This window comes from Pandoraea aquatica (genome assembly GCF_902459565.1).
Lineage (GTDB): Bacteria > Pseudomonadota > Gammaproteobacteria > Burkholderiales > Burkholderiaceae > Pandoraea > Pandoraea aquatica.
Genome location: NZ_CABPSN010000005.1, coordinates 62,310 through 84,329 on the forward strand (window position 1 = coordinate 62,310; position 22,020 = coordinate 84,329).

Annotated in this window: 15 protein-coding genes and 1 pseudogene; 7 read left to right on the forward strand and 9 right to left on the reverse strand. The window is 62.8% G+C overall.

Translation table 11 applies throughout. The features are described 5' to 3' along the window. Window positions 1-7 precede the first annotated feature (7 nt). Both PAQ31011_RS17370 and PAQ31011_RS17375 read left to right on the forward strand, forming a co-directional pair. Window positions 8-1,507 carry an HDOD domain-containing protein gene (locus PAQ31011_RS17370; RefSeq protein WP_150577007.1) on the forward strand — a complete coding sequence of 500 codons (1,500 nt, stop codon included), beginning with the start codon at window positions 8-10 and terminating at the stop codon, window positions 1,505-1,507. Between the two features lie 589 nt (window positions 1,508-2,096). Then, window positions 2,097-3,467, forward strand: a complete 1,371-nt coding sequence (locus tag PAQ31011_RS17375; protein WP_150577008.1) for a nucleobase:cation symporter-2 family protein — start codon at window positions 2,097-2,099, stop codon at window positions 3,465-3,467. A gap of 27 nt (window positions 3,468-3,494) precedes the next feature. On the opposite strand, the gene PAQ31011_RS17380 is transcribed toward PAQ31011_RS17375, so the two are convergent. The 4 genes from PAQ31011_RS17380 to imuA are packed head-to-tail and all read right to left on the reverse strand — an operon-like array spanning window position 3,495 to window position 9,865. Beyond that, on the reverse strand, window positions 3,495-3,806 hold the full coding sequence (locus PAQ31011_RS17380; protein ID WP_150577009.1) for a HigA family addiction module antitoxin: 312 nt from the start codon (window positions 3,804-3,806) through the stop codon (window positions 3,495-3,497). Between the two features lie 58 nt (window positions 3,807-3,864). Further along, complete coding sequence (locus tag PAQ31011_RS17385; protein ID WP_150577010.1) at window positions 3,865-7,287, reverse strand: error-prone DNA polymerase; 3,423 nt, start codon at window positions 7,285-7,287, stop codon at window positions 3,865-3,867. A 21-nt stretch (window positions 7,288-7,308) separates the two neighbouring features. Then, window positions 7,309-9,042, reverse strand: coding sequence for a Y-family DNA polymerase (locus tag PAQ31011_RS17390; protein ID WP_174990172.1), 1,734 nt, complete (start codon window positions 9,040-9,042; stop codon window positions 7,309-7,311). Further along, the gene (imuA, locus tag PAQ31011_RS17395) at window positions 8,945-9,865 is read right to left on the reverse strand and encodes a translesion DNA synthesis-associated protein ImuA (RefSeq protein ID WP_150577012.1); all 921 of its coding nucleotides are present in this window, start codon (window positions 9,863-9,865) and stop codon (window positions 8,945-8,947) included. Before imuA ends, PAQ31011_RS17390 begins: the two co-directional genes overlap by 98 nt. Window positions 9,866-10,019: 154 nt before the next feature. On the opposite strand from imuA, the gene PAQ31011_RS17400 reads away from it, so the two are divergent. The 5 genes from PAQ31011_RS17400 (at window position 10,020) to PAQ31011_RS17420 (ending at window position 14,180) form a co-directional block, all read left to right on the forward strand. Next, window positions 10,020-11,330, forward strand: coding sequence for an Nramp family divalent metal transporter (locus PAQ31011_RS17400; protein ID WP_150577013.1), 1,311 nt, complete (start codon window positions 10,020-10,022; stop codon window positions 11,328-11,330). Between the two features lie 247 nt (window positions 11,331-11,577). Further along, the gene (locus PAQ31011_RS17405) at window positions 11,578-12,219 is read left to right on the forward strand and encodes a CsgG/HfaB family protein (protein WP_052253211.1); all 642 of its coding nucleotides are present in this window, start codon (window positions 11,578-11,580) and stop codon (window positions 12,217-12,219) included. Window positions 12,220-12,360: 141 nt separating this feature from the next. Continuing rightward, entirely contained in the window at window positions 12,361-12,738 is a 378-nt protein-coding gene (locus PAQ31011_RS17410) for a DUF4810 domain-containing protein (RefSeq protein ID WP_150577014.1), read from the forward strand. Next, window positions 12,735-13,400: a DUF799 domain-containing protein gene (locus PAQ31011_RS17415; RefSeq protein WP_217424872.1), complete on the forward strand. Its 666-nt coding sequence runs from the start codon at window positions 12,735-12,737 to the stop codon at window positions 13,398-13,400. The genes PAQ31011_RS17410 and PAQ31011_RS17415 overlap by 4 nt, the downstream gene beginning before the upstream one ends. 336 nt (window positions 13,401-13,736) lie before the next feature. Further along, window positions 13,737-14,180 carry a DUF995 domain-containing protein gene (locus tag PAQ31011_RS17420; RefSeq protein ID WP_174990173.1) on the forward strand — a complete coding sequence of 148 codons (444 nt, stop codon included), beginning with the start codon at window positions 13,737-13,739 and terminating at the stop codon, window positions 14,178-14,180. Between the two features lie 122 nt (window positions 14,181-14,302). Here PAQ31011_RS17420 and PAQ31011_RS17425 read toward each other — a convergent pair whose 3' ends face one another. The 5 genes and pseudogenes from PAQ31011_RS17425 to PAQ31011_RS17445 all read right to left on the reverse strand — a co-directional run bounded on the left by PAQ31011_RS17425 (window position 14,303) and on the right by PAQ31011_RS17445 (window position 21,766). Next, on the reverse strand, window positions 14,303-16,570 hold the full coding sequence (locus PAQ31011_RS17425; RefSeq protein ID WP_246179637.1) for a TonB-dependent receptor: 2,268 nt from the start codon (window positions 16,568-16,570) through the stop codon (window positions 14,303-14,305). A 594-nt stretch (window positions 16,571-17,164) separates the two neighbouring features. Next, window positions 17,165-17,305, reverse strand: a complete 141-nt coding sequence (locus PAQ31011_RS17430) for a DUF3563 family protein (RefSeq protein WP_072617503.1) — start codon at window positions 17,303-17,305, stop codon at window positions 17,165-17,167. Between the two features lie 509 nt (window positions 17,306-17,814). Next, window positions 17,815-18,204 (reverse strand): annotated as a pseudogene (gene cueR, locus PAQ31011_RS17435) (Cu(I)-responsive transcriptional regulator); the annotation flags it as partial. Window positions 18,205-18,211: 7 nt separating this feature from the next. Next, on the reverse strand, window positions 18,212-19,018 hold the full coding sequence (locus PAQ31011_RS17440) for an endonuclease/exonuclease/phosphatase family protein (protein WP_084104181.1): 807 nt from the start codon (window positions 19,016-19,018) through the stop codon (window positions 18,212-18,214). 174 nt (window positions 19,019-19,192) lie between these two features. Continuing rightward, entirely contained in the window at window positions 19,193-21,766 is a 2,574-nt protein-coding gene (locus tag PAQ31011_RS17445) for a heavy metal translocating P-type ATPase (RefSeq protein WP_150577018.1), read from the reverse strand. Window positions 21,767-22,020 lie beyond the last annotated feature (254 nt).

A 22,020-nucleotide genomic window follows, 5' to 3' on the forward strand; every position in this document is an offset into this window, starting at 1 on the left:
CGCTACCATGAGCCTTACCAAAGAAAAAACGCTCGAATTGTTGTGGCAGCGCATGGCCGAGCGCGGCGACTTCCCGTCGCTGCAACGCTCGGTCACGGGCATCGTGTCTGCCATGCAAAGCGAGAACACCAGTACGGCCGACCTCGCGTCGTCCGTGCTCTCCGATTTCGCCCTCACCCAGAAAGTGATCCGTCTGGCCAACTCCGCCATGTATGCGCCGTTCGGCTGCAACGTGACGACGGTCTCACGCGCGATCATGATTCTGGGCGTCGACACGATCGGCCACCTCGCCCTGAGCCTGAAGCTGCTCGAAGGTTTCGGCGAAGTCGCCGCACGCCGCGACGACATGGCGCGCGAACTGGCGCGTGCCACGCTGGCAGGCGCTTTCGCACGCGATATTACGGCCAAGAACGGGATTCGCGACGGTGAAGAAGCCGTCGTCTGCACGTTGCTGCATCACGTAGCGCGCCTGCTGGTGACGTATTGCTTCCCGAACGAATGGGTCGAGATTCAGGAAATTGCCGCCGAGCAGGGCATCAGCGACAGCGACGCCTGCGAGCAAGTGCTCGGCATCACGTTCCCCGAACTGGCCGAGGCCGCTGCGCGCAAGTGGGGCCTGCCGGAGTCGATTGCGACGAGCATGCGTCCGATCGATCTCGAAGGCGACGCTCCGCTCTCGCACGCCGACTGGCTGTGCGCCGTGGCGAACATGTCCAACGAGATGGTGACGGAGCTTACGCGCGGTGCGGATCCTGAGCGCCTTGCCGAACTCGCAGAGCGTTATGCAGACCGTCTGGCGCTGGACATCAGCGAAGTGGTGTCGGTCGGTGAAGAGATGGCGCGCGACACGAGCCACCAGGAATTCATCGCCATCAGCACGGGCGCGTCGAATACGCGTCAACCGCCGGCGGGCAAGCCGCTCGATTCGGCGCGACGTCTGGCCGACGGGCTTTCCGAAGTGCGCGCCGCCACCGGCGAGACCGATGCCGTGGGCCTGCTCAACCTCACGCTCGAAGCGATTCTTCAGTCGCTCGGCTTCGTGAACTGTGCTGCCTTCGTGCGCTCGCCCGCGAGCAAGGTCTTCGAGATGCGCTTCGGTATCGGCCGCGAAGTCCAGCCGCTGCTGGGGCTGACCTTCCCTGAAGCGTTCGAGCCGGACGTCTTCCATCTCGCGCTGACCAACGGCCGGGCGATCCTGATCGACAATGCCCGCGAGCCGCGCATCGTCCCGCGCATTCCGCTGTGGCACCGTCAGCATTTCTCGAACGTGAAATCGTTCTTCCTGCTGCCGGTTCGCCAGCGTAACCAGACCGTGGCGCTGCTTTACGGCGACTGGGGCGGCGCATTGTGTGCGGGCGGCATCGGCGCGAAGGAAATGGAGTTCCTGCATTACATGGGGGATGAGATTTCCAGCAAGCTCGAAAGCGTGGCGCAGCAAAACGCGGCGACCGGTGCAAATACCACCGATTCGCTTGCTCGTAAGCCGTCGGGCACCGCCGGACGCTGACACGCTTCACGACGCCGGACAGTCTCACCCACGCCCGCCTGACAAATGTCGGCGGGCGTTCTCACTTTCACGTGCACGTTCGCTCTCACCTTCGCCTTCGTTTCTCCTTCCGACGCACGCCTCTGCACCACGGCCCCCTGATGTCGCCACGATGATCGGTGCCCGCGATGTTTGCGATGTCGTCACCGTCTCCGGTGTCTGGGCACGGTGTCTCGGCATTTCATACGTCAGACGCAATCTTTGGTATTGCGAATCCGATATGTGCCGATACGTCCGTCCGGCGGCGTCCGTGCGGCGTAGGACATTTTGCATACGGGCGGTCGCTTGCCCGGCAAACGAATCGTCACCTCGGACAGCTCGCAAGCCCTTACTGCACAAGGCTTTCACGCGTTCGAACATCGCCGTCGGCACTCAGGCGTACTATGTCGCCAGACCGCAGTTTTTCTCCATGACTGCGCGTCGGTCACTGGTCGTCTGTCGCCCGTCGTGAGACCGGGTGTTTTTTGACACGACTCGCTGCGCCTCGGTAAAAAATTTACGCTCGGTTTCGCCAAGCAAATCAATTCGTACCGTCGGACCAGGAGAAGACATGACGCAATCTGCTGCTGCACCGGTACATCCGGTCGACGAGCGCCTGCCGCTCCCCAAGTTGTTCACGCTGGGATTGCAACACGTGCTGGTGATGTATGCAGGGGCTGTCGCTGTGCCGCTGATCATCGGCGGCGCCCTCAAGATGTCGGTCGATCAGATTGCGTTTCTCATCAACGCGGACCTGTTTGCGTGTGGGATCGCCACGTTGATTCAAACACTCGGCCTGTGGATCTTCGGTCTGCGTCTGCCGATCATGATGGGCGTGACGTTCACCGCCGTCACACCGATGATTGCCATCGGCACGAATCCCGATCTCGGCTTGCTCGACATTTACGGTGCGACGATTGCCGCCGGGATCATCGGCATTCTGATCGCGCCTTACATCGGGAAGTTATTGCGGCTATTCCCGCCGGTGGTGACGGGCACCGTGATCACGGTGATCGGCATTTCGCTCATGGGCGTGGGCATCAACTGGGCGGCCGGCGGCTTCGGCAACCCGGACTTCGGCAACCCACTGTATCTGGGCGTGTCGTTTGCTGTGCTGCTCTGCATCCTGTTCATCACGAAATACGTGCGCGGCTTCTTCTCCAATATCGCGGTGCTGTTGGGGATTCTGTTCGGCACGATCGTCGCGATTGCGCTGGGCAAAGTGTCGTTTGCGGGGGTGTCGGAAGCGCCGTGGTTCGGTTTCGTCATGCCGTTCCATTTCGGCGTGCCGCGCTTCGATCCGATTGCCATTGCGACGATGACGCTGGTGATGCTCGTGACGTTCATCGAATCGACCGGCATGTTCCTCGCGGTGGGTGACATCGTGGGGCGTCCGGTCGATCAGAAGACACTGGTGCGCGGCTTGCGTGTCGACGGCCTCGGCACCGTGATCGGCGGCATCTTCAACACGTTCCCGTACACCTCGTTTTCGCAGAACGTGGGGCTGGTCGGCGTGACGGGTGTGAAGAGTCGCTGGGTGTGCGCGATGGGCGGGTTGATTCTGATCGTGCTGGGATTGTTTCCGAAGGTGGCGCACGTGGTGGCCTCGGTGCCGCAATTCGTGCTCGGCGGCGCGGGTATCGTGATGTTCGGCATGGTGACGGCCACGGGCATCAAGATTCTGTCGACGGTGGATCTGTCGAAGAACCGTTACAACCTGTACATCATTGCGATCAGCATCGGCGTGGGGATGATTCCGGTAGCGTCGGACAAGTTCTTCATGAAGCTACCGCACGCACTCGCCCCGTTCTTCCACAGCGGTATTCTGCTCGCGTCGATCAGCGCGGTCCTGCTCAATGCCCACTTCAATGGCCTGCGCAGCGAAGAGGAAGCGAACGCGCTCGCACAGGAAGCGGGGAAACAGGCGGACGCTGCACATTGAAGGGGGATTGCGCGACGCAGCCGCACCTCATGCGGCTGCGAGCAACGCCCGGGCGCGGTGCTTGATCGTCTTCAGCACGTCAACCATCTCCGCGCGCGCGATCTCAGCATCGTACTGATTTTGTAGATTGAGCCAGCTCTGTGCATCCACGCCAAAGAACGCTCCCAAACGCAGGGCTGTATCGACGGTAATCGCCCGTTTGCCGAGTACGATCTCATTGATCCGGCGAGGCGGCACATCAATGGCCTTCGCCAGTGCGTATTGCGAGATACCCATCGGGCCGAGCCACTCCTGCGCGAGAATCTCGCCCGGTGTTGCCAGCGGTATTTGTCGAGTCATGATTGTCCTCCATCGACGTTTCGTCAAACCCAAAGCACACCATCCTATCGAAATCCGCTTAGTGAAAGTTCCGACTCGAGATCGTGAGTTCGCCGAGCATCGACGAGAGATCGATCAGGCGATGCGCGACCAGATGGGTCACACGTTCCTCGCGCTGCCATACCCCTTCCACCCCCAATAGCGACGACGCCAGCAACTCCTTGCGCTGTGCCTCCACCAGATCGGGCCAGACGATCACATTGATAACGCCCGTCTCGTCTTCCAGCGACACGAAGACCGTGCCGTTGGCCGTGCCCGGGCGCTGTCGCCCCGTCACGATACCGACGGTGCGCACACGTCGCCCATTCACCCCCTCGGACTGCAACTCCTTCGCCGTACGCACCCGCATCTTGTTCAGCTTCTCGCGCAACAGCATCAGCGGGTGACGCCGGAGCGTCAGCCCCGTACTCGCATAATCGGCCACGATGTCCTGCCCTTCGGGCATCGGCGGCAGCGCCACCTGTTCGTCTGCGCCGCCGGGCGCGGCGTCGCGCAAAACCGTTGCGCCCAATAGCGGCGTGGGCGGTTGCCACGCCGCGACCGTCCAGCGTGCCTGACGACGTCCACCCAGCAACGCCGACAAGGCATCGGCAGCGGCCAGCGCATCGAGGTCGCGGCGAGATAGTACCGCTCGGGCGGTGAGGTCGTCGATATCGGTGAAGGGCCGTTGCCGACGTGCATCTTCGATGGCTTTCGCCCCCTCGGTGGACAGTCCCTTAACCAGCGATAAGCCCAACCGCACCGCCGGACGGCGTGCCTCCCCATATCGGGTGATTCTGACTTCGGGACGCGACTCGACATCGCTCACGCATACGTCCACCGCCCGAACTTCAACACGATGCCGACGTGCATCCTGCACCAGTTGAGACGCCGAATAAAACCCCATCGGCAAGCTATTGAGCAAGCCACACAGAAACATCTCCGGCGCGTGACATTTGAGCCATGCACTTGCGTAGGCAAGCAACGCAAAGCTCGCCGCGTGACTCTCGGGAAACCCGTATTCGCCGAAGCCTTCGATCTGCCGACAGATCGCCTCGGCAAACTCAAGCGGGTAACCGTTCTTCAACATGCCGGAAATAATGCGCGTCTGGAACTTCTCCAGTCCACCCTTACGCTTCCATGCGGCCATCGAGCGACGCAATTGATCGGCATCGCCCGCCGAAAAATCGGCAGCGATCATCGCGATCTGCATCACTTGCTCCTGGAAGATGGGCACGCCCAGTGTGCGTTCCAGCGCGACCTTGATTTCCTCACGCGGATAGACCACCTTCTCTTTCTTCTGCTTGCGGCGTAGATACGGATGCACCATCCCGCCCTGAATCGGCCCGGGACGCACAATCGCGACTTCGATCACCAGATCGTAGAACGTCTCCGGTCTAAGACGCGGCAGCATGCTCATCTGTGCTCGCGACTCGATCTGGAAAACGCCCACCGTGTCGGCGCGGCGAATCATGCCGTACGTCGCCGGATCGTCTCGCGGAATATCGGCAAGCCCGATCGGTGCGCCACGCCACTCCCCTAACAGATCGAGCGTGCGACGCAATGCGCTCAGCATGCCGAGCGCAAGCACATCCACCTTGAGCAGCTTGAGGGTCTCGATGTCGTCCTTATCCCATTGAATGACGTAGCGGTTCTCCATCGCCGCCGGCGCAATCGGCACGAGCCGCGACAGTCGGTCGCGAGCGATCACGAAGCCGCCCACGTGCTGCGACAGATGCCGGGGAAAACCGATGAGACGGGCCACCAGATCGGCCCACAACCGTGTCGTCGGCGCGTCGGGCGACAGCCCCTGCGCCGCCATGCGCGCGAGTAGATTCTCCTTGCCGTCCCACCACTGCTGACTCTGCGCCACCTGTTCGACGATCGACAGATCGATGCCTAACGCCCGCCCCGTGTCGCGCACTGCGCTACGCATGCGGTAACTGATGACCGTCGCAGCCAACGCCGCCCGGTCGTTGCCATACTTCTTGTAGATGTACTGGATGACCTCTTCGCGCCGTTGATGCTCGAAATCCACATCGATATCCGGCGGTTCGTTGCGCTCCTTCGAGAGAAACCGCCCGAACAGCAACTGCACCTCGTCGGGATTCACGGCCGTGATCTCAAGGCAATAACAAACCGCCGAATTGGCTGCCGAACCTCGGCCCTGACAGAGAATGCTCTGACTGCGAGCAAAGCTCACGATGTCGTAGACCGTCAGGAAGTACGGCTCGTACTCAAGGTCTCGGATGAGTGCCAGCTCGTTCTCAATGAGCTGGCGCACTTTTAACGGCAGCCCGCCCGGATAACGTCGCTTCGCGCCCGCTTCCACCTCCTGACGCAAATACGACTCCGGCGTATGCCCCGCAGGCACCAGCTCTTCCGGGTACTCGTAACGCAGGCTACGCAAGTCGAAATGGCAGCGAGAGGCAATCGCCACCGTCTCGGCCAATGCGTCTTTCGGATAAAGCCACGCGAGCCGCAGCCTTGTGCGCAGATGCTGCTCCGCATTGGCCGCGAGCGACAACCCACAAGCCTGCACCGGCTTGCCCAGCCCGATGGCCGTGAGCGTGTCCTGCAACGGCTTGCGCGAGCGCACATGCATGAGCACGTGTCCCGTCGCGACGAGCGGCACGCCACACTCGGCGGAAATGACACGCAAGCGTGCCAGTTGCGCTTCGTCGTCGGCACGATGACGACGCTCCAGCGCCAGCCACACACGCCCTTCGCCAAAGGTCTGCGCTGCCCAGCGAGTCTGCGCCAACGTCCGCTCATGACTCGCGTCGGGATCCGGCACGAGGATGATCAGACAACCTCGCAATCCGCGCAGATGGGCGTGTGCCTCGTCCGGCGCGCTGAAATCCCTCGCGTGCAGGCGATAGCTCCGATTCGGCCCCCGCATACGCCCGAGCGTAATCATCTCGGACAGATTGCCGTAACCCTCGCGATGCTGAGCGAGGGCTACGAGATGCACTGTGCCGAGGGCATCAAGTCCATCCGATGCGTCGGGATTCGGTGCGCTTGCATCGGTGAGTCCCAACGAGACCTGCTTGTTCCTCGCGGCGGGTGAAGCATCGGATGACGTTATCGCTGCCGAAGCAGACGACACATCTGCTTCCGGCGTCAGTCGAAACTCGCTCCCCACGATCAGCGACACCAGTGGTGGCTCATGCTTGGCCGATTCCGCCAGCGCCCGAACCACACCGGCTAACGAACACTCGTCGGTGATCGCCAACGCGGTGTACCCCAGATGCACGGCACGTGCGATCAACTCCTCCGGGTGCGACGCCCCCCGTTGAAACGAGAAGTTCGACAAGCAGTGCAATTCGGCATACGCGGGCAGGCTGTCGTCCTCCTGTCCGCGCGGGACGGAGGGGTCGGCATCGGGGGTATCGGCACCGTCGTCGTTGGCGGCCAGCCCTTCGGTCGGCCCTTGCCACGGGAGAAAATCGTCGACATTCATAAGATTGCGTCCCCGTCCGTCTCAACCGAACAGGCCATGCAAATACCAGGCAGCGTCCGCCCCATTCACGGGACGCTCCCGAAACACCCACAGCAGTGCCCCCGTCGTATCGGCTGCAATGAAGTAATCGCGCGTGACGGTGCCCGGCTCCCACCAACCGGCTTCGATACGCTCCGGGCCGCTCACCAGTTGCAACGGTCCCTGCCGCCATGGACGCTCCTGCTGCAGGCTGAGTCGCTGTGGCGCGTCGAGCAACCACGCCGGACGCGGTGGCAGTGCGCTCACCGTATCCGGCAAATGGCGGTTCGACGCAGACGTCGAACCGGCCTCCGGACTCACGCCATAAGGCACACTCACGAACGCCGCTTCGGGCCGATGATCGCCACGCACCTGCAAACGCCGCACGTGCTCATCACCCAGACGCGCCGCAACACGCTCCATCAACTGCACGAAATCCTGCCGCTCTCGGCCCGGCTCAGGCAGCAGCGAACCACTTTGCGGGACATACTGCGCCGTTTGCGTCACGTCGAGCCGCAATGTCAGCACCGGTGCGACCAGCGGAGAACGGGCCAGGCGCTCCTTGCACAACGACAACAAGTGCCCCGGTGCGGCACTCGCTTCGGCCAGACGGATGTCGAAACGCGTCGGCGCCACTGTCTCCCGGCCAAGCGGCTCGTGTTCGAGAATCAGCGTCAATGCCCGCGTGGCCAGTTGTCCGGCGGCGAGCCATCCCGTCAGTTGCGCGAGCAGACGGCGCAACCCGAACAGCAAGACCTCCACGTCGTGCGTGAGCGACGGCAACGGCAACACAGCTTCGAAATGCGGCGGCGCGCGATACCACGCCGGGGCCTCCGGTGTTTCGCCATAGGCACGTGAGAGCGATGCGAGTAAGGCGGCACCGCAGCGGCGTCTCACACCCGCCGACGGCAGCGTGCGCAATTCGCCCAACGTTGCGCAACCGATCTGAGCGAGCCAGTCGAGCCACGGCTGCGCTTCGGGCAACAACGCCACCGGAAGCGGATCGAGTTGCGCCGGTAGCGCCGCAAATGGCGGTGGCAGCAGTGGCTCAGGATGCCCTGACGAGAACGATAGCGCCGCCCCGGACGTCACCGCCGGCTTCGCTGCCGACTTCGACACCGGCACGATCGAGCGGCGCGACGCGCGCGACTTCATCGCGGCCTGCATGTCCTGGGACGTCGGCGCATGGGGGTCGACGTGCGCTACCCCGGCCTCTGCGGCGCGTGCGAGCAACGCTGCGGCACTGGCCGTCGCGGCGATGCCCAGCGATGCCCGGTGCCCAAGCGCTTCGGCACTTTCCAGCACCTGTGCCGCCAACGACGCCAATCCACCAAACAGACGCAAACTCGGCGCGACGTCGATCAAGACACACTGCGGCGCGGCAATCGCCACATCGGGACCGAAACGCAACAACGCCAGCGCCAGCGCTTCAAGTGCGAGCGCTTCGGCAGCTTCGTCGCGATCGTGAAACCGCGCCTGCGGCAGTAACGCAAGCACACCGCCGCGACGCATGCCCGGCTGCACCCCCGCCGCCTGCACCGCCTCGCTCGCCTGCCAGACACGCGACTGCGCCAGCACGACCGTCGTGTCGGCTTGCACGTCGCCCGTCCCGCCCGTCCCCTCCGTCCCCGCCAGCCCATCAGCCCGTATGGGCGATGGGCGCGACGTGAGTGACGTGAGCGGCGAGGCGATCTCGAGTGCCAGACAGGGCAGATGCAGGGCGATCCAGCAGGCCATGCGAGACTCCGGAAGCAGAAACAAAAGACACCGTAGACGGCACGGGCGACGGTGCCGGATCGGGCTGGGCATGCAGCGGCGTTTCGTCGTCCGCGCCCCTTGTCAGCGATTGCGGCGCACGCGTATAAGGTGCAGGCAACGTCAGCCAGAGCGGTTCGGCACGAGGCGGCCCACGACGCTTATGAAACTGCACGCCGAGGCGGCTCTCCTCTGCGACGACGAGTCCCAGCCGTAACGGCGCGGCGGACGCGCTCGACACAGCCGCCGGCGGACGCATCACCCAGGTCAGTGTTTCGCCACCACCTGCGGCCACCTGAAGCCGCCGAAGCTGCTCAGGTGTCGCGGCCGGCAGCCAGGTCAGCACCGCCCCGCAGCACGCACTCTTGAGCGCCTGCTCGGCGCACCACAACATGTCGCGGTCCTCGGGCTTCATTCCCTGCCCACCCGCCCCGCGCCGCCCCCGGAAGGTACGCGTCTGCCGGGACGCCGCATAAGCCGGACGCATCACCACGCTCAGCCACCGCAGATCGATGCCCCACCCCGCCAGCGCCGGGGCATAGGGCAGCATCGGCGGTGCAATCACCATCACCGGCTTTCCCGCCTGCGTCAGATCGCGCAACGCCGGTGCCAGCAAACGCCATTCACCGATGCCCGGACGATCGCTCAGCAGTTCCGTCACCGCGCCATGCGGCCACCCCGCGCCGGGCAGCTCGGCGTCGAGCGCGGCGAAACCGGTGGTGTGGCCCGCGCGATGGCAATGCGCCAGCTCACTGGCACGCCATAGCCCGGCAGGCAGAGGGGAGGAAAGCGGCAGGGTCATCATGCGCCCGAATACTGTATGAATATACAGTATAGCAGTTCATTCGTCGTCGACAGCATCTTCATGGCCGCCCCCATCACGCTCATCACGTCGATCGCGCTTGCGGGCAAACGCCGGCCCGGCTAACGTGAGCGTCATTGCACGCAACCCACTCCTCATGCCGCTCCCGACCACTGCCACCGCTCCCTTCTGCCCCGCCGAGGTCAAAGGCAGCATCGTCATCGACGCGCGTCAATCGCGCTGGACCAAACTCAAACGCTTCGCCGGCCCCGGACTGCTCGTCGCCATCGGCTACATGGATCCCGGCAACTGGGCGACGGACATTCAGGCCGGATCGCAATTCGGTTACTCACTGCTTTGGGTCGTGGCGCTCTCGAGTCTCGCCGCCATCTTTCTGCAGATGCTGGCGGCACGTCTGGGACTGGTCGCCGGACGCGATCTCGCGCAGGCCAGCTACGAACGCTACGGCCGCACGGGCCGTTTCATCCAATGGATCACGGCCGAGATTTCCATCATTGCGTGCGATATCGCCGAAGTGCTCGGCTGCGCACTGGCCTTCAAGCTGCTGCTGGGCGTGCCCATCGCGTGGGGGATCGTGCTCACCGCGCTCGACACGATGATCGTGCTGGGACTACAGGGCAAGGGCTTCCGTCAGATCGAAGCCATCGTTTTCGGATTGATCGGCACGATGGCGTTCTGCTTCATCGCACAGGTCGCGATGGTGCCGCCCGACTGGCACGCGGTGGCCGCAGGTCTTGTCCCGGGTGCACCCAGTCACGACCGGCGCGACGCCATCGTGCTGGCGCTGGGCATCGTCGGCGCGACGATCATGCCGCACAACCTGTACCTGCACTCGTCCGTCGTGCAGACCCGGCGGGTCGTCGGCGGCAAACGCGGCGACGTGCACGACACGCTCGCGTTAGTGCGCATCGATACCTGGGTCTCGCTGCTGATCGCGATGTGCGTGAATGCGGCCATTCTGATTCTTGCAGGCTCGGTGTTTCATGCCAGCGGTCAGACCAACGTCACCGATATCGAGCAGGCGTATCAGTTGATCACGCCGATTGCGGGGGGTGCTGCCGCTTTCATGTTCGGCATCGCTCTGCTCGCTTCCGGGCAAAGTTCGACACTGACGGGCACCATCGCCGGGCAAGTCATCATGGACGGCTTCCTGCACATGAAGATTCCGTGCTATCAGCGCCGGCTGATTACGCGCGGACTCGCGCTCGTGCCCGCGCTGATCGGGGTGCTGTGGCTCGGCGACGGTGCTGTGGGCAAACTGCTCGTGTGGAGTCAGGTGCTACTCAGCCTGCAACTGCCGTTTGCCATGTGGCCGCTCATTCGCTCGGTCAGCGATAAACGCGTGATGAACGGCAATACGATCGGGCGTCCCACGCAGGTGTTCGCATGGTGCCTTTTTGCTGTCATCACCGCGACCAATCTGTTGCTGATCTTCGGGCTGGGCTGAGAACGATCTGCTTGACGCGGAAATGCGTAGGACATGCAGGACATGCGTAGGCATCGCAACGCATCAATAACGCGTGCTACCATCAGCACCCCTTACCAATTCTTACTACAAGCCACATCAAATAGGTAAGGGATTCAGATGTCCGCATCGGCACGATGCCACGACGCATCGTCCGGCGGGTGACAACACACTCAGGGGTATCACCGTGCAGAAAAGGAAGTCCAGCATTGCGCTGCTCAGCGCTGCCATGCTCGCTATGGCCGTGCTCGGCGGTTGCGCCACCGAAAGCTCGCGTACCGTGGAAGTCGCCAAGGTCGAGAGTGCCAGCCGTCCGTATGTCGGCGTGCGCACGCCGATCGCCGTCGGCAAGTTCGACAACCGTTCCGCGTATATGCGCGGCGTTTTTTCCGATAACGTCGATCGCCTCGGCAGCCAGGCCAAGACGATTCTGATTACCCATCTGCAACAGACTCAGCGCTTCAACGTGCTCGACCGCGACAACATGGCCGAGATCCGTCAGGAAGCCGACATCAAGAAGACGCAGCAGACACTCAAGGGCGCCGACTACGTGATCACCGGCGACGTGGTCGAGTTCGGCCGCAAGGAAGTGGGCGACAAGCAACTCTTCGGCATTCTCGGCCGTGGCCGCGAGCAGATCGCTTACGCCAAGGTCAATCTGAACGTGGTCGATATCGCCACGTCGGAGGTCGTCTACTCGAGCGGCGGCGCGGGCGAATTCGCACTCTCCAATCGCGAAGTCATCGGCTTCGGCGGCACCGCAGGCTACGACTCTACGCTTAATGGCAAGGTGCTTGACCTCGCCATGCGCGAAGCCGTCGACAAACTCGTCGCCGGTATCGAAAGCGGCGCCTGGAAGCCGGGCAAGTAAGCGCACCGACACCCTTTTTTGCAGCATGCCGTAGCGCGTGATTCCTCACGCGCTCGACCTTGCACGTCAGAGGCAAGCGCGTACCGACGCGCAGGCACCAAGCGCGCAGGTCGCGGCATGCCAGTCAGGACATCTATCGTCATGAATTGCACGTTCTCGTCCGGCCGGATCGCCGTCGCCGCCATCGCCGGCAGCGCCATCCTCGCGCTCTCCGGCTGCGCCACACCGCCCAAGCCGCTGTACGACTGGGAAGGCTACCAGCCGCAAGTCTACGAATACTTCAAGGGCGAATCGAAGGAAGCTCAGATCATTGCGCTGGAGCGCGATCTGGAAAAGATCAAGGCATCCAATCACGCTGCGCCCCCTGGGTATCACGCTCATCTCGGCCTGCTTTACGCCTCGGTCGGCAAGTCCGACAAGATGGTCGAAGAGTTCCAGACCGAAAAGCAGTTGTTCCCCGAGTCGGCCGGCTACATCGACTTCCTGCTTAAGAACAAGACCCCGGAGGCCAAGCAATGATCGCCCGACTCTGCAAATGGATGACGGTCGCCGCGCTGGCTGCCGTGATGACCGGCTGCGCTGTGCATCAGGCCAAGCCGTATGACTACACCGCGTTCAAGGAAAGCAAGCCGAAGTCGATTCTGGTGCTGCCGCCGCTGAACGAGTCGCCGGATATCGACGCGACTTACAGCGTGCTCTCGCAAGTGACGGTACCGCTGGGCGAAGCCGGCTACTACGTGATGCCGGTGACGCTGGTCGACGAATCGTTCCGTCAGAACGGCCTGACCGTCGCCGGTGACATCCATCAGGTCAGCCCGGCCAAGCTGCGCGAGATCTTCGGTGCAGATGCCGCGCTCTACATCAAGATCAGTCAGTACGGCACGAAATACATGGTGCTCGACAGCGCCACGGTTGTGACGGTCTCGGCCGACCTCATCGATCTGCGTAACGGTGCGAAGCTGTGGAGCGGTGCAGCCAGCGCGTCGAACAACGAGGGCAACAACAACAGTGGCGGCGGGTTGATCGGCATGCTGGTCACGGCCGCGATCAAACAGATCGTCAACAGCGTGTCGAACGCCGGTTACACGGTCGCAGGCACAGCCAATGCGCGCCTGCTGTCCGCCGGACGTCCCAACGGCATGCTCTACGGTCCGCGTTCGCCGAAGTACGGCACTGACTGATCGGCGCGACCCGAGAAGTCCCGGCATGTGTCGGGACGTTTCAAGCGATACCCAGTAGCCACACGCGCCGCCGCGAAGTCGAGTCTTCCCGGCGGCGTGCCACACTGGGCAGATTTCGCACCGTCACCTATAGTGGTAACGCATGAGACGGCCGGTCCTCCCGGCGGCTCATCGCCCGGACCGATAGCGAGACCTCGCCGCAGCGCGAGGACGAAAGCATCAGACGACGCGCCCCGTCAGGGGGGCACTTCGTCGGCTTGCGTGTGTGTCGGCAAGCCTCGTCCGGGAGTCATCATGGTTCACCGTTTCGCATCCTCTTTCCCGCAGCCCCCGCGCATGCTCTGCCTCACCGCGGTCGCGGCCCTCCTCTCAGTGCCCGGACTCGCTTGTGCCGATCCGATGCATCTCTCCGACATCAAAGACGCCAACGGCCAGCAACTCAGTGTCGACGACTTGCGTTCGCTAATGCCCGGCGCGCACGTCACTAACGTCATCCAGAACGGCAGCACGCGCAAGTGGGTCAACGAGTCTGGCGGATCGCTCAATGCGACCAGCGATAACAAGGGCAATATCGGTTCGGGTGGACGCAGCGTGCAGGTCGCGCATGCCACCGGTACCTGGTCGGTCAACGATAACGGCGCGTATTGCGTGAATATGGAATGGCGCGCGCTCACCGAAAACTGGTGCCGCTTCATGTTCAAGGTGGGCGATAAGTACTACGGCGTCACCTCTCTGGCCAACGGCGCAGCGATAGCGACCGAGTTCAGCATCGAGAAATGACCTGCGCGATAAGCGGACGAAAAAACGCCCCGGGCTGCGGACAGCTCCGGGGCGCGACTGCAAGCTGCGCTTTCTGTTGTCAGCGAGGCAGTTAGGTTGCGAGGCCTTCTTAACGCGATGGCTTAGAAGTCCGTCGTCATGGACAGCAGGAACGTGCGGGGTGCGCCCAGCGTCAGGTAGTTGCTCGACGACACGCTCGACCAGTACGCCTTGTTCGTCACGTTGAGCACGCTCAGACGGAACGTCGTCGACTTGCCGTAAATCTGCGTGGCATAGCGCGCGCCCAAGTCGAAGCGATCCCATGCCGGAATCGACGCCGTGTTTGCAATGTTCGCGTACTCACGTCCCGTGTGAATCCAGCGCGCGCTCAAGGTCAAGCCCTGCACCCAGGGAATGTCGTACTCTGCGCCGAGGTTGTACTGGAACGTCGGCACGCCGACCGGACGATTCCCGTTCGTCGCCGCGCTCGATTGATTGAGCAGCGTGCCGTTGATGTACGACACCCCGGCAATCACGCGCACATTCTTAACCGGGCTGCCGTACACCGACGCCTCGACGCCGCGATGGCGCTCAAGCCCGTCTGCCACATAGACATTCGACGCGTTCGTATAAGCCGACGGCTTCTCGATCTGGTAGAACGCAATCGAAGCACCGAAACGCGCCGTGTCGTACTTCGCCCCGAATTCGATCTGCTTCGAACGATACGGCGGCAGCGACTGACCGTAGTTCAAGGTCCCCTGCGGTGCGGTCGTCCCTGCGGCAAGACCTTCGCTACGGTTCGCGAACAACGACACGTTCTGCCACGGCTTGACGACGATGCCGAACAGCGGCGTGGTGATGGCGTCGTTGTAAGCCAGCGTTTGCACGCCGGTGTAACCGTAGTTGTTCACACCGATCGACTGATGACGCACGCCAACCGTCGCCAAAACACGGTCGTTGAAGAAGCCCAGCGTGTCCGACGCGGAGACGCTACGCAGCAACGTGAGCGCCGTCGTTTGCGGGTCGTCCAGATTGCCGCCCTGCGACGTCGTCGCCGGATACGCCACCTGCGGCGGATTGACGAAGCTCGTATTGAACGCGGGCGCGAACGTGAACGCAGACTGCGAGTCCAGGCGCGTCGCCGACGCCCCTGCCGTAAAGAAATGCGACACCGGACCGGTCGTAAAACGACCGCGCACGCCGACTTCACCGGACAGCGCATCTTCCTGGTGCGGTGCATTCAGCCGCGTTGCCGTAATGGGGCTCGACGCGCCCTTCCACGTCGGATTCGAATACTCACCGTTCTCGTTCGTGTGCCGGATACCGCCCGTGACGTAGGCCGTCCAGTGCGGCAGGAAATCGTACTCGGCACGAAGAATACCGACGCTGTCTTCCAGCGTGGTGTAGCTCCACGACTGCGCGTAGTTCGACGTCGCTGCCGGCGGTTGCGGCAGCACATTGCCCGAGAAGTTGTACAGCGCCCGGCCCGAACCGATGTGCTGCTTCTGGTAAAGGAAGTCCGCCGACAAACGCAGTTTGTCGCCGCGCCAGTCAAGTGCGACCGCCGTCGTCCGCGAGTTCGAGTGCTCCCGGTCGACCGAGGTCTCACCGTCGCGAATCGCCTGATTCACACGAATGCCGAACTGGCCTTCGCTGCCGAAGCGGCGGCCGACGTCGATGTGCGTACCGAATTCGCCCGAACCGCTACCATCGATGGTCACACGGTTAAGGGGCGTGTCCTCTGCCCGTTTCAGTTGCAGATTCACCCCGCCACCAATGGACGAACCGCCCGGCGACGCGCCGTTCAGGAACGCGTTCGCCCCCTTGAACAGCTCGACACGCTCAAGTGCTTCGGTCGAAACCAGCTGACGCGGCGTGATGCCGTAGAGTCCGTTAAGCGAAATGTCGTCGCCGGCCAGCGTGAAACCGCGAATCACGAACGTCTGTGCAAAGTTGCCGAAACCGCGCGACATACGCACCGACGGATCGTTATCGAGCACGTCGGCAAGCGTGCGCGCCTGTTGATCCTCGATCATCTTCGACGTGTACGCGCTCATGCTGAACGGCACATCAAGCGTGCTCTGATTACCAAGCACCCCAAAGCTCATACCGCGTGCCACCTGTCCGCCCACATAGGCCGGCTGCGTGTCGTTCGGCGACTTCTCCCGATCTCCCTGCACGGTCACCGTCGGCAATGCCACGGGACTCTGCGCACCGGCCTGTGTGGCCCCGGTAGCATCGCCCGCCTGCGCAGACTGCGCCATGGCGTTGCCACCGAAAACGACCGAGCCGAAGGTCAATGCCGACGCGACGACAAGCGGGCGCAGCGCGGGCCATTGACTTGCGCTCGGCGTGACGATGCCAGCACGAGAAACTCGGGCAAAACGGGAAGAACGGGAAACGAGCGACATGAGGAACAGCTTGCTGGAGTGCGCCCCGGCAACGAACCGATGCCTGGACTGAGAAGAGACTTGCCGGTCGGTGGCGAGTCCCTTTCCACAAGAGAGGAAAACTGCGTACGACAACGGCGCCTTCGAGAGCGTCGCCGGGCACTGCACGACATCTCAATTCGGCGGAAGTTTAATAATAATAGAAATGATTATCAATACCATTACTAAAAACAACAGGCGAAACGGTGGGCACGTCGACGATGAACTTGGGGAAATAGAGTGACGAATTGAGTGCTCATGCGGGTGACGCCCACATGAGCGCGTACCCACGCCAATCGACTCACTGAACCGTTGAGAAAAACCTATCAGTTTCAGCAGGGGGGTGAGGGGGACGACGACAGCGAGGGAAATACAGCGAGACGATGACGTAAACGACAAAGCCCGCCGAAGCGGCGGGCTTGTGTGGCCAATCCCGGAACAGCGGGAATGGCATCCGAACTCACGGTTGGGGCCGTCGCACGTCATCACAGCGATGACGGGAACCGCCCGATAAGACGATCGACTTGCCTGGTTGCGCCAGCAGCGACCGCTCGTCCGGAAGGACTTCTGACTTGCTTAGTAACCGGCGGTTTCGAGCGCGCGGATACGTTGTTCCAGCTCAATGATGTCCTTCGACTCAGCCAGGAATGCTTCACGACGACGGCGCTCAGCAGTTTCAAACCAAGTGTTCACGACTTCAAACAGGGCGGCAAACATGACGTTTCTCCAATTCATTAGTGTGCTGCATCGCAGCAGTGCTTCGCATTATATAGGGTTTTCCCGTTAAGGGTTAGCCCCTATATGGGAAAAACCAACAAATTCTGCTAGAGCGTCACTTCGAATGGAGTTGATTCCTAAAAATTACATTAAAAATCAATAATATATATAAAACAACAGTACCAAAATGACCCACTGCGGCATGCCGTCGCACCGCACAATAAAAATTCGAAAGACAAAAAAAAGCGCCGCTGTTGCGGCGCGCCATCCTAAAAAATGAAGTTTGCCACGTGACGGATCCATACCATCACGTGGCTGTCGCGGCCTGGGCCGCCGTAGCGTCCTTAGGGCACGTGGCGTGCGACTTGGGTGTCACCGTCACCTACGGCACCGCCAACGGGTGCTCCCGTAGCCGTCGCCGGTACGGTGCCTGATTGTGTCGTCGCAGTGCCGCAAGTGGTCGCGGCATTCGTCGCGCAATCGCTCTTTGCGCCCAGATTGCCAGGCAGGTCTGCCGACGCCAGTCCTTCCAGAATCGGACAGTCGGGGCGATCGTCGCCGTGGCAATGCATCGCCAGATGCGAGAGCGTGTCGCGCATGGCGACCAGTTCGCCGATGCGCTGGTTAAGTTCGTCCACATGGGACTGTGCCAGCGCCTTCACCTGCGCGCTGGAGCGCCCCCGGTCCTGCCAGAGCGCCAGCAACTGGCGAATCTGGTCAATACCAAAACCGAGCCGACGCGCCTGACGAATGAACCGAAGCAGATGCAGATCCTGCTCGCCATATCGCCGGTAACCTGCCTCGGAGCGAGGGCTCGGAGGCATCAGGCCGATACTCTCGTAGTACCGGATCATCTTGGCCGTAACGCCGCTGGCCTGCGCCGCTTGTCCGATGTTCATGGCGACCTCACTGGGGGGAACGAGGGTTGAACGACGGGAGAGAGGAACCGTTCATGTCCTTCTCGGTATCCGACGGCACGAGTCGGGCACTGATCGGCGCATGATCGGAAATCCGTGACCAGGGGCGCCCGTGCAAGACTTGCGCCCCTTCGATATGAAAGCCGCGCGCGTAGATTCGGTCAAGTCGCAACAGCGGCAATCCACTCGGAAAACTGCGTGCCGGACGCCCGGCACTGTTCTGAAACACCTCCGTCAACGCCAGCTTCTCGGCCAGCAAACGGTCCGCCTGATTGCTCCAGTCGTTGAAATCGCCCGCGATGATCAGCGGCGCATCCGCAGGAATGGCATCGGCCACCCGCTCCGTCAACATTTCGAACTGACGCCGACGCCCCTGCCCTGCGAGCGACAAATGCACGCACAGACAGTGCAGCGGCTGGGTCAGCCCCGGCACGGCGATTTCACAATGAAGCATGCCGCGCTTTTCGAAACTATAGGTCGTGATGTCGTGATTGTCCGATTTGACGATCGGATAACGACTCAAAATCGCATTGCCATGGTGCCCGTGCTCATAGACGACGTTGCGTCCGTAAGCATGATCACGCCACATCGCGCCCGCCAGAAACTCGTGTTGCGGTTGTACCGGCCAGTTGGTGTGACGCACCGCATGGCGCTGATGCATGCCCTGCACTTCCTGCAGGAAGACGAGATCCGGTGCTAGCCCCTCCAGCCCCGCGCGCAGTTCGTGAACGCGCAAGCGGTTGAACGCGGAAAAGCCCTTGTGGATGTTGTAACTCGCAATATGCAGACTATTCATAGGCGGCAGCATTGACTCCGTGCCGGAAGACAGACGATATCACCTAGATGATGTCGCTTTCGGCGAATTTCAAGTCAGGTGGAAATCCGGGCGACGTATCGGAAGGTTGCTTCCAGGACGTCGCCCCTGATCGTTTCATTATGCGCCGTTCACCTTATGCCCGTGGGAACCTGCTCAGACGCCCGCCCGGCGGGCCTCACCCACGGCATCCGACTTTCCGGTGCGGCCTGCCGACGCGGAGGCCGTCTCCTGATCGGCCGAACGCCAGCGGCGCAACAACAGCGCATTACTGACGACGCTGACGCTACTCAGCGCCATGGCCGCCCCGGCAATCACCGGGCTGAGCATGCCGAACGCCGCGAGCGGAATTCCCACAACGTTGTACGCGAACGCCCAGAACAGGTTCTGACGGATCTTCGACCACGTGCGACGGGACACATCGATGGCGTCCGCAACCCGCTGCGGATCGCCACGCATCAGCGTAATGCCCGCCGTCTGCATCGCCACATCCGTGCCCGAGCCCATGGCAATGCCGACATCGGCGGCAGCCAGTGCCGGCGCGTCGTTGATCCCGTCGCCGACCATGGCTACGACCGCGCCATCGCGTTTGAGTTGCGCGATGACCTCCGCCTTGTGCTCCGGCAAAACATCGGCATGCACCTCGTCGAGCCCCAGCGCGTTGGCGACCGCCTTCGCGCTCCCTGCGTTATCGCCCGTCACCATCACACAGCGCACGCCCAGCGCGTGCAGGCGGTCGATGGCCGGACGAGCGGTTGCCTTGAGCGTATCGCCAAATGCGAGCAATCCGAGAAGACGACCACCGCTGGCGCGCTCATCTGCATCATCCCCCGCGACCGCCCCAGTCCCGGCACTGCCGGTCTCGACCAGCCACGAGACAGTCCGGCCTTCCCCCGCCAGCCGCACGGCTTCCGATGCCAGCGCGCCCTGCGAGATACCCAGTTCGTCGAGCAATCGCGCATTGCCCAACTGGAGCGTGTGACGACCACTCATTGCGTCGCCTAATACCCCCGCGCCCTGCGCTTCCTGAATGTCGGCTCGCATGCCACGCCCCGGCAACGCGGCGATGTCGGAGGCGACCGGCACCGCCGCAGCCAGCCCGGCTTCCTCGGCGGCCGTCGTCACGGCCTTGGCCAGTGGGTGAGAGCTTCCCGACTGCACCGCAGCGGACCACCGCAGCAGCGTGTCGGCGCTCGTCCCTTCCGCAGGCAAGTGCGCGACGAGACGCGGCTTGCCTTCCGTGAGTGTCCCCGTCTTGTCGAACGCCACGACGTTGATCCGGTGCGCCAGTTCCAGCGCCTCGGCGTCCTTGATCAGGATGCCTTGCCGCGCGGCCGCGCCGGTGCCGACCATGATCGCCGCCGGCGTCGCCAGCCCCAATGCGCAGGGACAGGCGATGACCAGTACTGCGACCGCGTTGAGCAGCGCCGCCTCGAGACCGATCCCCAGCGCCCAACCGGCGATGACCGTCACGACGGCAATCAACACGACCACCGGGACGAAAACGGCCGCCACACGATCCACGGCCCGCTGAATCGGCGCTTTGCCCGCCTGCGCGTCCTCGACCATGCGGATGATGCGGGCCAGCGCGGTATCGGCCCCCACCGCCGTGGTCTCCACACGCAATGTGCCTGCACCGTTGATCGAACCGCCGACGACCTTGTCTCCATCGGCCTTGTCGATCGGCAACGGCTCACCGGTCAACAACGATTCGTCGAGCTGGCTGGCACCCTCGCGGATCACACCGTCGACCGGTACACGCTCACCGGCGCGCACCACGACCCAGTCGCCCACCTTGACCTGTGCGAGCGGCACCGAGACTTCGCTCGCCGCACCGTGCGGGTCGCGCACGACACGTGCCGTCTCCGGACGCAGCGCCGCCAGCGCCCGAATCGCTTCCACGGTCCGCCGCTTGGCCCGCGCTTCGAGCCACTTGCCCAGCAGTACCAGCGTGATTACCACCGCCGCCGCTTCGAAATACAGATGCGGCATGCTGTCCGTCGGCGCGCGCCACCACTCATACAAGCTCAGACCGTAAGCCGCTGACGTGCCCAACGCCACCAGCAAGTCCATGTTGCCGCTACCCGCACGCACCGCCTTGTAACCCGCCCGGTAGAAGCGCGCGCCCAACCAGAACTGCACGGGCGTGGCGAGCAACCACTGCACCCACGGCGGCGGCATCAAATGCACACCGAACGGTTCGACAAGCATCGGTAACAACAACGGCAGCGACAGCACAGCAGCGACCGCCACCGGCCACCATGCCGGACCGTTATCCGCCGATGCCGCTTGCGCAGGGTCGGTAACGACCGACGCCTCGTACCCCGCCTTCTCGACGGCAGCACTCAGTACTGCAACATCGACCACGCCGCGCACGCCACGCACCGCCGCACGCTCGGTCGCCAGATTCACGTTCGCTTCGACCACGCCCGGCACATTGCGCAACGCCTTTTCCACACGCCCCGCGCATGAGGCACATGTCATGCCGCCGATGGCCAGTTCGAACGATTGCTCCGCAACCTGATACCCGGCGTCGCTCACGGCGGCCTCAACCGCCCCCAGCAACGCGGCCGGTGCGACGCCCGCCGCCGCCTCCACCGCTGCCGTTTCGGTCGCGAGGTTCACATTGGCGCTCGCCACACCGGGCGTGCGCCGCAAGGCCTTCTCCACCCGCGTCACGCACGATGCGCAGGTCATGCCTTCAATACCGACCGACCAGTTCTGAGTCATTTATAGGCCTCCAGGAGGACTGTCATCATGCGTCAAAGCATAGACCTTGCCATGACAGGAAGGTCAAGCACTGTGCGGCAACTTGTCACGCATTCGGGTGGAAACAGCGGGATCACACCCGTCACACTTCAACGATAGCGCCACCGGAACCGGCCATGTTTGGGGGACGTCTGACCCGACACGCGATTCCTCTGAAAAAGCGCTTGAGCTTACCTCCATGGGAAGGTCTATTATCCATTCACCTGATCAGTGTC

Coding starts and splice junctions, on each gene's coding strand:
- PAQ31011_RS17370 (WP_150577007.1), top strand. CDS start 8: ATGAGCCTTACCAAAGAAAAAACGCTCGAATTGTTGTGGCAGCGCATG.
- PAQ31011_RS17375 (WP_150577008.1), top strand. CDS start 2,097: ATGACGCAATCTGCTGCTGCACCGGTACATCCGGTCGACGAGCGCCTG.
- PAQ31011_RS17380 (WP_150577009.1), bottom strand. CDS start 3,806: ATGACTCGACAAATACCGCTGGCAACACCGGGCGAGATTCTCGCGCAG.
- PAQ31011_RS17385 (WP_150577010.1), bottom strand. CDS start 7,287: ATGAATGTCGACGATTTTCTCCCGTGGCAAGGGCCGACCGAAGGGCTG.
- PAQ31011_RS17390 (WP_174990172.1), bottom strand. CDS start 9,042: ATGGCCTGCTGGATCGCCCTGCATCTGCCCTGTCTGGCACTCGAGATC.
- imuA (WP_150577012.1), bottom strand. CDS start 9,865: ATGATGACCCTGCCGCTTTCCTCCCCTCTGCCTGCCGGGCTATGGCGT.
- PAQ31011_RS17400 (WP_150577013.1), top strand. CDS start 10,020: ATGCCGCTCCCGACCACTGCCACCGCTCCCTTCTGCCCCGCCGAGGTC.
- PAQ31011_RS17405 (WP_052253211.1), top strand. CDS start 11,578: ATGCTCGCTATGGCCGTGCTCGGCGGTTGCGCCACCGAAAGCTCGCGT.
- PAQ31011_RS17410 (WP_150577014.1), top strand. CDS start 12,361: ATGAATTGCACGTTCTCGTCCGGCCGGATCGCCGTCGCCGCCATCGCC.
- PAQ31011_RS17415 (WP_217424872.1), top strand. CDS start 12,735: ATGATCGCCCGACTCTGCAAATGGATGACGGTCGCCGCGCTGGCTGCC.
- PAQ31011_RS17420 (WP_174990173.1), top strand. CDS start 13,737: ATGCTCTGCCTCACCGCGGTCGCGGCCCTCCTCTCAGTGCCCGGACTC.
- PAQ31011_RS17425 (WP_246179637.1), bottom strand. CDS start 16,570: ATGTCGCTCGTTTCCCGTTCTTCCCGTTTTGCCCGAGTTTCTCGTGCT.
- PAQ31011_RS17430 (WP_072617503.1), bottom strand. CDS start 17,305: ATGTTTGCCGCCCTGTTTGAAGTCGTGAACACTTGGTTTGAAACTGCT.
- PAQ31011_RS17440 (WP_084104181.1), bottom strand. CDS start 19,018: ATGAATAGTCTGCATATTGCGAGTTACAACATCCACAAGGGCTTTTCC.
- PAQ31011_RS17445 (WP_150577018.1), bottom strand. CDS start 21,766: ATGACTCAGAACTGGTCGGTCGGTATTGAAGGCATGACCTGCGCATCG.